Below are 14,014 nucleotides of genomic sequence, written 5' to 3'. Positions count from 1 at the left end.
GTATCCGAATATCCGTAGCCGAACATATCGCGATGGACGACAAGGCGTCAATACACGATGTATCGCGAATGATGTGGACGCACAAGGGGTGGGACTTCGGCGGGCCCGATACGGCAGCGTCACGCCCCCGGAAGGCGGTCGCCCTGCACGCGCGCGTGGAGGTGGGAGTCGTGCCAGCCGTCGGCGTGCAGGAGCGCGCTGCGCTTCGTGCCCTCCAGGGCGAAACCCGACTTGAGGGCGACCCGGCACGACGCCATGTTGCCGACGGCGTGCTGGAGTTCGAGACGGTGGAAGCCGACCTCGTCCAGCGCCCAGCGAGACAGTGCGGCGACGGCTCGCGGGGCGATACCGGCACCCCGGGCCGCGGGCAGGACCCAGTACGCGACCTCGGCCACCCCCTCGTGCAGCGAGAGGGAGCGCAGCCCCATGCGTCCCACCACCTCGTCGGTGTCCGCCGTGGCGACCGCCCAGCCGACCCTCTGCTCGCCGTCCCAGCCGTCCCGCCACTCCCTTATCCAGCCGCGCGCTTCGTCCTCGGACTCCGCGACCCGCACGTGCCAGTGCTGGATCGCCGGGTCACGGAACGCCGCGTACACGGCCGGCACGTCCTCGTCCCGCCAGGGCCGCAGGAGGAGGCCGCCCTCGGCCTCGATGGTGGGCTGGGGGCCGCGGGCGAGCGTGCCGGCGGCCAGGACCTGCGAGATCGTCATCGGCATGCGCCCCATCCTGCCCCCGGCGTCCGGCCTCCGTCCGTGGTTCAAGGGGGCAGGCGGCCGCCCGTAGGCTGGGCCGCGATGAGACGTAAGCGGCGCATTCCGCCCTCCCCGCTGCCGCAGCGCGACGGCATCGACGCCTTCCGGGTCATGCTGCCGCTCGACGGCGCCTGGAGCACGGTGCGCGACCATCTCGTGGAACGGCTCGCGGCCGGGCCCGGGGTGATCGACGCGATGCTGCGCGAGGGGCGGATCGTGGGCGCGGACGGGGCCGCGGTGACGTCGGACGCGCCCTATGTCCCGGGCGCCTGGGTGTGGTTCCACCGCGACCTCGCACCCGAGGTGCCCGTGCCGTTCCCGATCGGGATCGTGTACCGGGACGAGCACATCGTGGTCGCCGACAAGCCGCACTTCCTGGCCACGACGCCGCGCGGCAGCCATGTCACGCAGACCGCGCTGGCGCGCCTGCGGCAGGAGCTGGACCTGCCCGCGCTCGGGCCGGCGCACCGGCTCGACCGGCTCACCGCCGGCCTCGTCCTGTTCGTCGTCCGACCCGAGGAACGCGGCGCGTACCAGACGCTGTTCGGCGACAAGCTGGTGCGCAAGGAGTACGAGGCGGTGGCCGCCCACGACCCCGGAGTCGCGCTGCCGAGGACCGTGCGCAGCCGGATCGAGAAGGAGCGCGGGGTGCTCGCCGCGCGCGAGGTGCCGGGCGGCGAGCCGAACGCGGAGAGCCGGATCGAGCTCGTCGAGGAGCGCGGCGGCCTCGGCCGCTACCGGCTACTCCCCCACACCGGCCGCACCCACCAGCTGCGGGTCCATATGAACGCGCTCGGCCTGCCGATCCTCGGCGACCCGATCTACCCCGTGGTCGCCGACGCGGTGGCGCCCGACGACTTCCGCCGCCCGCTCCAACTCCTGGCACGGACCCTGGAGTTCAGGGACCCGGTGACGGGCCGGGAGCACCGCTTCGACAGCGGGCGGGTACTGGAGGCCTGGTCGGCGTACGAGGAGTGGGCGGGCGGCAGTCCGACGGCGCCCGCGCACCCCTCGTAACACCTGGATACGGCACGGTCAGTAGCCGCGCCACCAGCGCAGGAAGCGACGCCAGGCGCCCTGCGGCGGTGCGGCGGGCTCCGGGAACGCGACGGGCGGCTGCTCCGGCGCCGGGGCGGCAGCCGGAACGGGGGCGGGCTGCGGGGCCGGCGGGGCGTGCGTCGACACCTGCCAGTCGTCGCGCTGCTCCGGGACCGGCCGGTGGCCCGGCTTGGCGACGACGTCCTGCGGCGGGCGCGGTTCGAACTTCACCGGCAGCTCCACCAAGTGCTGCGAGAGGATCGAGGAGCGCCAGCGCAACTCGTGCTCGTGCACCGAGAGTTCGACGTCGGGCAGGCGCATCAGGAGCGCGTCGACGCCGATGTCGGCGATTGCGCGGCCGATGTCCTGTCCGGGGCACTCGTGCGGTCCGCCGCCGAAGGCGAGGTGCGAGCGGTTGCCCTGCATGTTGGCAGACAGGTCGGGGCGTACGACGGGGTCGACGTTGCCCGGCGCGATGCCGAAGATCAGGCCGTCGCCGCGCCGGATGTGCCGGCCGCCGAGCTCGGTGTCCTCCTTGGCGAAGTAGCCGACCATCGCGCTGAACGGCGGCTCGTCCCACAGGGACTGCTCGACCGCCTCGGGCACGGTCATCTGGCCGCCGTTGAGCTGGGCGCGGAAGCGGGGGTCGGTGAGGACCACGCGCAGCACGTTCGCGATGAGGTTGGCCGTGGCCTCGTACGCGGCGATCAGGACGAGGCGCAGGTGCTGGGCGACCTCGTCGTCGTCGAGTGCGGCGGGCTGGGCGATGAGGTGACTGGTGAAGTCGGCCTCGGGGTTGGCACGGCGACGGGCGGTGAGCCTGGTGAGGACGCCCATGATGTATTCGTTGCTGGCGATGGCGGTCTCGGTGCCCTTGATCATGTCGCGGGCGGCCTGCACCATCCGCTCGTTGTACTCCTCGGGCATGCCGAAGATCCGGCACATCACCATCATCGGCAGATGCTCGGCGAACTGGCTGACGACGTCGGCCTCGCCGATCTCGCAGATCTTGTTGACCAGCTCGTTCGAGGCGCGGTTGATGAAGCGCCGCAGGCCACGGGACTCGATCGTGCCGATCGCCCCGGTGACCGCCCCGCGCAGCCGCTGGTGGTCGGCGCCCTCGGCGAAGCTGCAGATGGGCTGCCAGCTGAAGACGGGCGCGAGGGGGTTGGTGGGCGTGACGCTGCCGTCGAGGACCGCGTTCCAGTGGCGCGCGTCGCGGTTGAACTGCGAGGTCGAGCGGACCATGTGCAGGTTCTCGCCGTGCCCGAGGACCGCCCACATCGGCACGTCTTCGTGGATCAGGACGGGGGCGACGGGGCCGTGTTCGGCGCGCAGCTTCTCATACACGGCCGCGATGTCGTCGTCCGCCTCGGGACCGTAGAGCCGGCGCAGGCCGCCGGGGCCCAGGGCGTGGGCCGGGCAGCCGGGCGGCGGACTGAGCGCGGCCTCGTCCGTGCCGGCGTGTGAGTGGGAGGGAGTCGTCACGGTGATCGCTCCGGTGGTGTGGAAAGGCTGTGTGGAAAAGGCTGTGTTGCAGCAGAGAGGGCCGGCACCGGCCGGGTCAGACGCGGGTGAGCGCCAGTTCGTGCAGATAGCGCATCAGCGTCATCAGGACGTCCCGGCTGGAGGCACGGCGCCGGGCGTCGCACTCGAGGATCGGGACGTCCGGGTCGAGGTCGAGGGCCTGGCGCAGTTCTTCGGCGGGGTAGCGCGGGCCGTCGGGGAAGGCGTTGTTGGCGATGACGAACGGCACGCCGCGCTCCTCCAGGCGCCCGATCACGTCGAAGCTGACTTCGAGGCGGCGGGTGTCGATGAGCACGACGGCGCCGAGTGCGCCCTCGAACAGGCCGTTCCACAGGAACCAGAAGCGCTCCTGGCCCGGGGTGCCGAAGAGGTAGAGCACCAGCTCGTCCGTGATGCTGATGCGTCCGAAGTCCATGGCGACCGTGGTGGCGGTCTTCGTCTCGGAGCCGTAGTTGTCGTCGACTCCGATGCCCGCCTGGGTCATGGTCTCTTCGGTGGTGAGCGGCCTGATCTCGCTGACGGATCCCACCATCGTGGTCTTGCCCACGCCGAATCCGCCGACGATGACGACCTTCACGGCGGCCGAGACCGTGTCGGGCAGGTGGTCCTCCCTCCGGGGCCCCGGAATGCGGGGTCCGTCCCGGAGCGTGTCAGAGCTTTTGAAGTCCATGCATCACCGCTTCGAGGAGGGAACGGTCGGCGACGGCGCCGCGGATGACAGGGGCGCGCGCCTGAACCAGTTCAGCCGCGAGGAGTTCGCCGAGCAGCACGGTGACCACGCTGAACGGCAGACTGAGGTAGGCCGAGATCTCGGCCGTGGACAGGGGTGACTTGCACAGCCGTAACAGGGCTGCCTGCTCGGGCGGCGCAGCGGGCGGGGGGTCGGCGCGCGCGATGATCAGGGTGACCAGGTCGAGCGGCGCGCGCTCGGCCCCCTCGCTGCCGCCCGTGATGGTGTACAGGCGTTCGGGGTTGGCGCCCTTGCCGTCCGGCCCGCGGCGCTCGCGCTGCGGCGGCTGCGGCTGCGGCTGCGCTCGGGAGGGTTGCGGGGGGTGTGTCATACGGTCTGCCCGTTGCGCCGGGGCGGACTGGTGAGGTGCGCACCGATGCGTACGACGAGGTCGCGCATGCGGTTGCTGATGAGTCCGGCGTCCACGTGGGCGTCGGCGAGGACCGCGAGGTACGCGCCCTTGCCCGCGGCCATGAGGTAGAAGAACCCTCCGCTGACCTCGATGATGACCATGCTCATCCGGCCGTCGCTGTCCGGGATCTCGCTGGCCACGGCGGTGGCGAGGCTCTGGAGTCCGGCGCAGGCGGCGGCGATGCGGTCGGCGGCGTCGGGGTCTCCGCCGTAGCGGGCGATGCGCAGGCCGTCAGCGGAGAGCACCACGACCTGCCGTGTCTGGGGCACGCCGTCGGCGAGCTCCTTGAGCATCCAGTCGAAGTTTGCCCTTTGCTGGATCACTGGCGGTCTCCCTCGTCGACCTGCTGATTGGTCTCGCCGGTCTCGCCCGACGCGTCGCCCTGCCCGTCACCCTTGAGCCCGTTCATGAACGCCTCGACCCACAGGCCCGGTTCGGGCTGGTCCGGCTTCTCGGGTTCGGCCTCGGAGGCCGGCACCGGGATGGGCGTCCACTGCGGGGGCTGGTCCGCACGGGGCGCCGCCCCGCTGCCGTTCTCGGGCGCCCTGGGCGTCACGATGATCTGCTGGTCGATGACCTTCGTGTCGACCTTCCTGCGGCGCTGCGGCAGTCCGTTGGCGCGCCACTCGGTGACGACGGGGACGTCGTCCTCCATGGCGGCCACCAGCGGCGCGGAGGGGCGGGGGCCCGTGGTGGGGCGGCGCAGCTTCTTCTTACGGGGCTCCTCCACGATGGGCTCGCCGTCGTTGTTGACGCGAGGCACACCGGAGGCGCCGATGCCGTGGGCGAGACCGGGCGCGGCGTCGCTCGTCACCATGATCCGCGGCACGATGAGAACGGCGCGGACACCGCCGTACGCGGACTGGCGCAGCGCGATCTGCATGTCGTACATCTGCGAGAGCCGGCCGACGACGGCCATGCCGAGGCGGGGGTTCTCGCCGAGGTCGTTGAGGTCGATACCGGCCTTGGCGCGGGCGAGCATCTCCTCGGCGCGGCCGCGGGCCTCCTCGCTGAGGCTGACGCCGCCGTCCTCGATCTCGATGGCGATGCCGGTCTGCACCTCGACCGCGGTGACGTGCACCTTGGTCTGGGGCGGCGAGTAGCGCGTCGCGTTGTCCATGAGTTCGGCCAGCGCGTGGATGAGCGGCTCGACGGAGATGCCGCGGATGGCGATCTTGGCGATCGAGTGCAGCTCGATGCGGGGGTATTCGAGGATGCGCGACATGGCGCCGCGCAGCACGCTGTAGAGCGGCACGGGCCGGGGCCACTGGCGGCCGGGGCGGGCGCCGCCGAGGACGGTGATGGAGTCGGCGAGGCGGCCGATCAGCGCGGTGCCGTGGTCGATGCGCAGGAGGTCGTCGAAGACCTCGGGATTGCGGCCGTGGTCCTCCTCCATCTCGCGCAGTTCGGCGTTCTGCTTGTGCACGATGGACTGGACGCGGCGCGCGATGGAGACGAAGGCGCGCTGCGCGGCGTCGCGCATGTTCTCCTCGCGGTCGATGACGCTGAGCACCTCGGCCATCAACCTGCGCTGCGCGTCGGGGAGTTGGGCGTGCGCGGGGTCGACCTCGACCACGACCTTGACGGCCTCGGAGGCCGTGTCGCCGGAGCGCAGCCGGTACAGGGACTCGGGCAGCAGATACCTGGCCATCCACTGGGCCTCGTCGTCACGGGCGGCGAGGCTGCGTTCCAGGTGCTCGACGTGCCGGGCGGACTGGGCGCGCTCCCACTTGATCGTGCGACCGCGGCGTACCGCCTCGGCGGCCACCAGGATCAGCAGAAGCGTGGCGAGGCCGCCGCACAGGGCGACGGCGAGCCGCGCGGGCTGCGCCACCACCGCGACGGCGGCTCCGGTCGCCGCGGCCATGGCCACGGCGGGCAGCAACAGCACGCGTGTGTAGGGGATTTCTCGGCCACCGGGAGGCGATTGAACACTCACCATGTATGCCCTCTGAACGGTCGGATCGGGGGAAATATGCGTTACGGGATACGTGCTGACGTACGCGTGGGGATGAACTGGAACCATCTGCAAGATTGGGAACAAACGCACGAATATGTGCCAACTCGGTGCGCTGCGGGCGAGCTTAGTCCGGTGGAATCACCGCTGTGTCATATTCCGCAAGCACCTGAAATGGCCGGACGGGAGGAATAGACTCGGCTCCATTTGCACGCTCAGCGGCGGTTCGCACACATGGAGTGATCACGTCCGCCCGTGCGAAATCCCCGTCACGGCGGGGCTGTTGGGCCTTCGGCGCGTGACGTGTGTGAGGTCAGAGGCCCGCGATGCGCGGGGCCGGTGCGCAGTCGCCGCAGCGAGGACCGGGGCGGCGACCGGTACGGAGCGTTCGGGATCGCGGCGGTGCACGAGAATGACGCCTTCGGTCACGCCGGAGAGCAGATCGGTACGAGGGGAGAGTTCACCCCCGGCGAGCGCAGGACCTGGTCGATGGCGGTTGCAACTGCGCGTGGCTGTCCTTGAGTTCGGCGGCACGCAGCACGGCGGCCGGTGTCCCCGCATCCGTCAGGGACGCGGGGACACCGGCCGACCGGCCACAAGCGGCCGCCCACCTACCCGACGGACGAGTACGCCACCACGCCGCGCCGCAACGCGTCCACCGCCTTGCGGGCGTTCTTGGCGACCGTGTCCCCGCCCCCCGCGCCGGAGACGGCCGGCGCCGCGGCCGAGATCTGGCCGAGCACGTCGATGACCTGCTTGCACCAGCGCACGAAGTCACCGGCAGGCATGTCCGCCTCGCGCAGGACCTCGTCGAGCCCCTTGCCGGACGCCCACTGGTGCGCGGCCCAGGCGAAGCCCAGATCGGGTTCGCGCTGGCCGACGCCCTCGGTCTGGCTGATCTTGAACTCTTCCTCCAGGGCGTCGAGCCGGCCCCAGATGCGGACCATCTCGCCGAGCGCCGCCTTGGCCTTGCCGGACGGCAGCTTGGGTGCGAGCGCGTCGTCGGCGGCGCGGGCCTCGAACACCAACGCCGAGACGCACGCGGCCAGTTCGGCCGGGCTGAGGCCTTCCCAGATCCCGTCGCGCAGGCACTCGCTGGCGAGCAGGTCGAGTTCGCCGTACAGGCGCGCGAGGCGCTTGCCGTTCTGCGTGACCTCGTCGCCGCGCAGATAGTCCATCTCGGTCAGCAGGGCCACGATGCGGTCGAAGGTGCGGGCGATGGTGTTCGTCCGGCCCTCGATGCGGCGCTCCAACTGCTGCGTGTCACGCCGCAGGCGGTAGTAGCGCTCGGCCCAGCGGGCGTGGTCCTCGCGCTCGTCGCAGCCGTGACAGGGGTGGGCGCGCAGCTCGGCGCGCAGCCGCGTGATCTCCCGGTCGTCGGCCGCCGCCGCGCGGTTCTTGCGGTGCCGGTCGGGCACGATGTGGCCGGCCTTGGTGCGCAGCGCGGACGCGAGGTCCCGCCGCGACTGGGGCGAACGCGCGTTGAACGACTTGGGGATCCGCATCCGCTCCAGCGCCTCGACGGGCACCGGGAAGTCGATCGACGCGAGCCGCTTGACCTGGCGTTCGGCGGTCAGGACCAGCGGGCGCGGGCCGTCGTGCTGCTCGAAGCCACGGTGTCCGTTCGACCGGCCGGCCGGGATGCCGGGGTCGAGTACGAGGGCGAGGCCGGCGAACTTGCCGGAGGGGACGTGGATGACGTCGCCCGGCTTGAGCTTCTCCAGGGCGGCGGCCGCCGCGGCGCGCCGCTGGGCCGCCCCCTGCTTGGCGAGGTCCGTCTCGCGGTCCTTGAGCTCGCGGCGCAGCCGCGCGTACTCCTCGAAGTCCCCCAAGTGGCAGGTCATGGAGGCCTTGTAGCCGTCCAGGCCCTCCTCATTGCGCTGGACCTGGCGGGAGATCCCGACGACCGACTTGTCGGCCTGGAACTGCGCGAAGGACGTCTCGAGCAGCTCGCGCGAGCGGTGCCGGCCGAACTGCTCGACCAGATTCACCGCCATGTTGTACGACGGCTTGAAGCTGGAGCGCAGCGGGTACGTGCGCGTGCCCGCGAGTCCCGCCAGGTGCTCGGGGCTGAAGCCGCGCTGCCACAGGACGACCGCGTGGCCCTCGACGTCGATGCCGCGCCGGCCGGCCCGGCCGGTGAGCTGGGTGTACTCGCCGGGTGTGATGTCGGCGTGCTGCTCGCCGTTCCACTTGACGAGCTTCTCCAGGATGACGGACCTGGCCGGCATGTTGATGCCGAGGGCGAGGGTCTCCGTCGCGAAGACGGCCTTCACGAGGCCCCGTACGAAGAGCTCCTCGACGACCTCCTTGAACGTCGGCAGCATGCCCGCGTGGTGGGCGGCGATGCCGCGCTCCAGGCCTTCGAGCCACTCGAAGTAGCCGAGGACGTGCAGGTCCTCGTCGGGGATCGCGGCCGTGCGCTCCTCCACGATCTCGCGGACGCGGGCGCGGGCCTCTTCGTCGTTGAGCCGCAGGCCCGCGTACAGGCACTGCTGTACGGCGGCCTCGCAGGCGGCGCGGCTGAAGATGAACGTGATCGCGGGCAGCAGCCCCTCGCTGTCGAGGCGCTCGATGACCTCGGGGCGGCCGGGCGTCCAGATCCGGGAGCGCTGTCTGCGCTCGCGCTCGCGGTCCGCCTCGCGCACCATCTTGCCCTTGCGGCGGTCGCGCGGGTTGTACGAACGGCTGGCCTCCATGCGGGCCATGCGCGTCAGATCCGGGTTGACGGCCTTCTTGCGGCCCTCGCCCTCCTCGAAGAGGTCGTACATCCGGCGCCCGGCGAGCACGTGCTGGAACAGGGGCACGGGCCGGTGCTCGGAGACGATCACTTCGGTGTCGCCGCGCACGGTGTCGAGCCAGTCGCCGAACTCCTCCGCGTTCGACACCGTCGCCGAGAGGGAGACCAGGGTGACGGACTCCGGGAGGTGGATGATCACCTCTTCCCAGACGGCGCCGCGGAAGCGGTCGGAGAGGTAGTGCACCTCGTCCATGACCACGTAGCCGAGGCCGAGGAGGGTCTGCGAGCCCGCGTACAGCATGTTCCTCAGGACCTCGGTGGTCATGACGACCACCGGAGCGTCCGCGTTCACGCTGTTGTCGCCGGTCAGCAGGCCGACCTTGTCGGCGCCGTACCGCTTGGCGAGGTCGGCGTACTTCTGGTTCGACAGCGCCTTGATGGGTGTCGTGTAGAAGCACTTCTTGCCCTGCTGGAGGGCCAGGTGGACGGCGAATTCGCCGACGATCGTCTTGCCGGAGCCGGTGGGCGCGGCCACCAGGACGCCCTTGCCCGTCTCGAGAGCCTGACACGCCTCGATCTGGAAGGGGTCGAGGCCGAAGTCGTACATCTCGCGGAAGTCGGCGAGCGCGGTGGCCTGCTCGGCAGCGCGCTTACGTGCTGCCGCGTACCGCTCGGCCGGTGAGAGGTCCTCTGTCATCGTGCTTTCGAGACTACCGGCCACCACTGACAACGGACGATCTTTATTGTGATCGGCCCCTTCCAGGGCAGGGGGCCCATGATTTGCGGGGTCGGGGCGCCATGATCTCAGGGGTCCGGGCCCCAAGATCTCAGGGGGTCAGGGCCCTATGACCCGGACGGCCTGCGGCACGCACTCGGCGGTCAGGGGCAGGCTTCCGAGCGGCTCCCCGTCGGCGTAGCCGGTGATCCCCTCGGCAGCCAGCTCGACCTTCTTCGCGCGGTGGACGGTGACCACGGGGTGGTCGAGGTGAGTCCCCTTGTAGACGCGCGGGAAGACCTTGAGCAGCGTCGTCCGCGAGCAGTCCCCGACGACCGTGATGTCGAAGAGCCCGTCGGTCATGTCGGCGCCGGCACAGATCTTCATGCCACCCCCGTACGACGTCCCGTTGCCCACGGCGACGAGCGTGGCCTCGACCTCCAGCGCGGGGCCGTCGTCCAGGGTGATCCGATACGGGATGGGCTTGAACGCGGCGAGCTCGGCGAGGATCGCGAGGTCGTACTTGAAGCGGCCGCCGGGCCAGCGCATCCGGTTGCCCCGGTCGTTGACCCGGGAGTCGAAACCCGAGGCCAGGACGGTGCCGAACCAGTGGCCGCCGGCCCGCCCCAGGTCGAGTTCGCGGATCCGCGCGCCCTTGAGGGCGTCGGCCATGAGGGCGCCTGCGGCAGCCGGGTCCCGTACGGGCAGTCCGAGGGAGCGGGCGAAGTCGTTGCCGGTGCCGACGGCGATCACGCCGAGCGGGGTGCGGGTGCCCGCGACGGCCTGAAGCGCGAGGTTGGCCATGCCGTCACCGCCGACGGCAATGAGCGCTCCGGTGCCGTCGCGGACCGCGGCACGGGCGCGTGTGAGGGCATCATCGGCGTCCTCCCCCACGACCGTACGCACGGAGAAGCCGGCCGCCCGCAACGCGGAAGCGGCCGGCTGCGCCGCCTGGGCGCCCCGGCCGCGTCCGGCGGTGGGATTGACGAAGAGGGTGATCTCGCTGGTCACGGGCGGACCTTACAAGATCGTGCCGCCCTGTCAGGTCACGTCGTCATAACCGTTGACCCGGTCATGGTCCGAGCTCGCCTGCTCGGGCAGCGCGCGGCTGGCCGAGACGGGCTCGGGCGTGAGGTCCACGTTCGAGGCCTCGTCGTCGTCGAGGTCTTCGCGGTCCCTGGCCTTGCGGCGGTCGTTGAGCAGGGAGAAACCGGCGGCCGCGAAGTACAGGACCCAGATGGGTCCGGCGAGCGCCAACATGCTCAGCGGGTCGGTGCTGGGCGTGGCCACGGCCGCGAAGACCGTGATGCCCATGATCATGCCGCGCCACCAGCCGATCATCCGCTTGCCCGTGATCACCCCGGTGAGGTTGAGCATCACGAGGAGCAGCGGCAGCTCGAATGAGAGCCCGAAGACGACCACCATGCGTGTGATCAGGTCGAGCAGATCGTCCAGCGGCAGCTGGTTGTCGACACCGCCGGGCGAGAAGTCGAGCAACACCCTCGCCATCGTGGGGAGGGTCTTGTACGCGAAGAAGGCGCCGCACAGGAACAGCGGGAAGCCGGTCGCGACAAAGGCGGTCGCGTACTTCTTCTCGTGCCGGTGCAGGCCCGGCGCGACGAAGCCCCACAGCTGGTAGAGCCAGACCGGCGACGCGAGGACGACACCCGCCATCAGCGAGATCTTCAGCGCGAGCGTGAACGGCGTCAGCAGGCCGTTGAGCACGATCCGCGCGCACGTCTCGTCGTGCTGTCCCTTGTTCGCCTGCTCGGCGAGCTCGGCGAAGCTCGACTTGCAGCCCACCGAGTCGAGCACCGGGTTGGTGAAGAACTCGATGATGTCCTTGTAGAAGAAGGCGGCGACGATCGTGACGACGACGATGGCCAGCAGAGCCTTCGTGAGCCGGTTGCGAAGCTCACGCAGGTGTTCCGCGAGCGGCATCCGCCCCTCGGGATCCTTCTCCGTCTTGCGGGCAGACTTGAGCAACCCACGTCCTCATCTCGTGCGACAGGCCGCCTTCGCGGGGCGGCCCGGGATCAGCGCTGCGAAGTCTGGTCGGTCGGCTCGGTGACCGGGCGCGCGTTGGTCACGTCGCCGGGGGCGGCCTTGATGGTGCGCTGAGCCGGGGGCTGCTCGTCGTTCTTCGGCGGGTCCGTGGGCGCGGTCTGCTGACCGTCGGACTTCATCGCCTTGGCCTCGCTCTTGAGGATGCGGGCCGACTTGCCCAGCGAGCGCGCCATGTCGGGAAGCTTCTTCGCGCCGAACAGCAGGACGATGACGACGAGGATCAGAATGATCTCAGGGGCGCCGATCTTTCCGAACATATGCGTTTACCTTCTCACCGAGGCGGCAGGGGCGGGGCTGCCGGTACAGGTCGGACTGATGTCCGACCACCGTGCTGGCAGCGATCGTATCCCGTGGGGGTGAACAGGGGGCAATCCCTCTGCGTACTCCCAGTTGCGGGCCGCGCCTCGCTCTTCGGGCCGCGTCTGGCAGCGTACCCGCCCGCCCCGACAACCGGACAGGCCACACGGGTAAAGCGCTTACCATCCCGTTGCGCACGTCACACGCGGTGCGGCTTACAGCAGTTCGCGGCTCGTGCGGGCCGTGCTGGTCGCCGCCCGCTCCAGGTCCTCCGCCGCGCGGTTGATCTGCTGTGTGGTGTCGGCGACTTGGCGCCCGAGGCGCTGGGCCTCGACAAAGACCTTGACCGCGAGTACGCCGAGCACGGCGAGTCCCACGAACCCCACAGCAATCGCCAGCATCGCCCAGAACATGCGCCGAGCCTAGACGGTCTGATGGAGGCGGAGCGTGCTCACCCCTCCACCGGTGAGGAGTTCGATGATGCGCTCCCCGGCCGGCTTGCGTACGGAAGCGCCGCACTCGGGACAGGTGAACGAGTAGAACGTGGTGCGGCGGGTGGCGCCGATCGCCAGGCGCAGGGCCCCAGCGGAGAGTTCGAAGCGCTCACGGCAGTCGGGGCAGGCGGCCTTGAACAGCACCGGACCCACCACCGCGGACAATCCACCCATTTCGACCATCCCAGACTCTTCGGAGACTCGTCAGAACTTCTCGAACTTCTGGCTCCCCCGGGCCGCACCGCGGTCAACGGCACGCCCACCCTTCTCGCCGGACCGCGCGCATGAGGGTCGCCACAGACCCCGCCCGCGGCCAACGGCCCTACCCCTGCCCGTCGTACGCGGCCAGCGCCTCCCCGGCGGCCTGCCGCGCACTCTCGGCGAGCCCGACCGGCGACACGATGCGCCCGTCGCGGCCGAGCCGGAGCGCCAGCCGCTTCAGCGAGGAGGGGTCCGGCGTGCGCAGCGTGATCCGCAGGCCGCCGTCCGCCAACTCCTCGGCGCTGTCGTGCGGGTAGTACTCCGCGACCCAGCGTCCGCCAGGACCGACCTCGACCACGACCTCGGGGTCCTCGGCCGCGGGCTGCACGAGCCCCTCGGACAGGTCCCGCAGTTCGATCTGCGGCGGCGCGGACGGCTCGTCCAGGATCCGGATCTCGGCGACCCGGTCGAGGCGGAAGGTGCGCCGCGCCTCGGAGCGCCGGCACCAGGCCTCCACGTAGGTGTGGCCGACGCTCACCAGGCGGATGGGGTCGATCTCCCGCTCGGTGAGCTCGTCACGGGCCGGCGAGTAGTAGCGGATCCACAGCCGGCGCCGCTCCGAGATGGCCCGGTCGACGTCGGCGAAGACGCCGCCTTCGGACTCGAAGGTCACGGAGAGCCGGGCGCTCGCCCCGGCCGCCTCGCCGGCCGCGGCCTCCAGCTTCGCGGTGGCCCGAAGGAGCGCGAGCCGGTCGCTCTCCCTGAGGCCGGGCAGCGTGGACACGGCGCGCGCGGCGACGAGCAGCGCCGTCGCCTCGTCGGCGGCGAGCCTCAGCGGCGCGGCGACATCGTCCGGGTTGTGCCACCAGATGCGGTCGCCGTCCGTGTCGATGTCGAGGAGGTCGCCCCCACGGAAGCTCGTCCCGCACAGCGGCAGGATGTCGAGGTCCGAGATCAGCTCGTCCTCGGTGATCCCGAAGGCGCGGGCGACATCCTCGACACGGGCTCCGGGTCGCTCCCGCAGATACGTCACGAGGGACAGCATCCGCCGGGTCTGGTCGATGGCGTTCGTGGCCATTGGTCC

General features: G+C 70.8%; 14 protein-coding genes. 1 reads left to right on the top strand and 13 read right to left on the bottom strand.

Annotation, left to right across the window (positions count from 1 at the left end; translation table 11 throughout):
* Positions 1-119: 119 nt before the first annotated feature.
* Entirely contained in the window at positions 120-716 is a 597-nt protein-coding gene (locus OG574_RS36095; RefSeq protein ID WP_326776617.1) for a GNAT family N-acetyltransferase, read from the bottom strand.
* A gap of 78 nt (positions 717-794) precedes the next feature.
* Here OG574_RS36095 and OG574_RS36090 point away from each other — a divergent pair, with 78 nt between their 5' ends.
* Entirely contained in the window at positions 795-1,769 is a 975-nt protein-coding gene (locus OG574_RS36090) for an RluA family pseudouridine synthase (protein ID WP_326776616.1), read from the top strand.
* Positions 1,770-1,787: 18 nt separating this feature from the next.
* On the opposite strand, the gene OG574_RS36085 is transcribed toward OG574_RS36090, so the two are convergent.
* The 12 genes from OG574_RS36085 to OG574_RS36030 form a co-directional block, all read right to left on the bottom strand.
* Positions 1,788-3,278, bottom strand: a complete 1,491-nt coding sequence (locus tag OG574_RS36085; protein WP_326776615.1) for a cytochrome P450 — start codon at positions 3,276-3,278, stop codon at positions 1,788-1,790.
* 76 nt (positions 3,279-3,354) lie between these two features.
* On the bottom strand, positions 3,355-3,987 hold the full coding sequence (locus tag OG574_RS36080) for a GTP-binding protein (RefSeq protein WP_326776614.1): 633 nt from the start codon (positions 3,985-3,987) through the stop codon (positions 3,355-3,357).
* A complete protein-coding gene (locus OG574_RS36075; protein WP_326776613.1) occupies positions 3,968-4,378 on the bottom strand; it encodes a DUF742 domain-containing protein in 411 nt (136 codons plus the stop codon). The genes OG574_RS36080 and OG574_RS36075 overlap by 20 nt, the downstream gene beginning before the upstream one ends.
* Positions 4,375-4,782: a roadblock/LC7 domain-containing protein gene (locus tag OG574_RS36070; RefSeq protein WP_100597102.1), complete on the bottom strand. Its 408-nt coding sequence runs from the start codon at positions 4,780-4,782 to the stop codon at positions 4,375-4,377. The genes OG574_RS36075 and OG574_RS36070 overlap by 4 nt, the downstream gene beginning before the upstream one ends.
* Positions 4,779-6,401 carry a sensor histidine kinase gene (locus OG574_RS36065; RefSeq protein ID WP_326776612.1) on the bottom strand — a complete coding sequence of 541 codons (1,623 nt, stop codon included), beginning with the start codon at positions 6,399-6,401 and terminating at the stop codon, positions 4,779-4,781. The genes OG574_RS36070 and OG574_RS36065 overlap by 4 nt, the downstream gene beginning before the upstream one ends.
* Before the next feature lie 626 nt (positions 6,402-7,027).
* A complete protein-coding gene (locus OG574_RS36060; protein WP_100597104.1) occupies positions 7,028-9,853 on the bottom strand; it encodes a DEAD/DEAH box helicase in 2,826 nt (941 codons plus the stop codon).
* A 138-nt stretch (positions 9,854-9,991) separates the two neighbouring features.
* Entirely contained in the window at positions 9,992-10,882 is an 891-nt protein-coding gene (locus tag OG574_RS36055) for a diacylglycerol kinase (protein ID WP_326776611.1), read from the bottom strand.
* Positions 10,883-10,912: 30 nt separating this feature from the next.
* On the bottom strand, positions 10,913-11,857 hold the full coding sequence (gene tatC, locus OG574_RS36050) for a twin-arginine translocase subunit TatC (protein WP_100597106.1): 945 nt from the start codon (positions 11,855-11,857) through the stop codon (positions 10,913-10,915).
* A gap of 50 nt (positions 11,858-11,907) precedes the next feature.
* Complete coding sequence (gene tatA / locus OG574_RS36045) at positions 11,908-12,195, bottom strand: Sec-independent protein translocase subunit TatA (protein WP_326776610.1); 288 nt, start codon at positions 12,193-12,195, stop codon at positions 11,908-11,910.
* A 255-nt stretch (positions 12,196-12,450) separates the two neighbouring features.
* Positions 12,451-12,648, bottom strand: coding sequence for a hypothetical protein (locus OG574_RS36040; RefSeq protein WP_266566293.1), 198 nt, complete (start codon positions 12,646-12,648; stop codon positions 12,451-12,453).
* Positions 12,649-12,657: 9 nt separating this feature from the next.
* Positions 12,658-12,903, bottom strand: coding sequence for a hypothetical protein (locus OG574_RS36035; RefSeq protein ID WP_199841987.1), 246 nt, complete (start codon positions 12,901-12,903; stop codon positions 12,658-12,660).
* Between the two features lie 148 nt (positions 12,904-13,051).
* The gene (locus tag OG574_RS36030) at positions 13,052-14,008 is read right to left on the bottom strand and encodes a helix-turn-helix transcriptional regulator (RefSeq protein ID WP_326776609.1); all 957 of its coding nucleotides are present in this window, start codon (positions 14,006-14,008) and stop codon (positions 13,052-13,054) included.
* Between the last annotated feature and the right edge of the window lie 6 nt (positions 14,009-14,014).

It is taken from the genome of Streptomyces sp. NBC_01445 (assembly GCF_035918235.1).
Lineage (GTDB): Bacteria > Actinomycetota > Actinomycetes > Streptomycetales > Streptomycetaceae > Streptomyces.
This window is presented reverse-complemented; position numbering and strand designations above follow the sequence as displayed.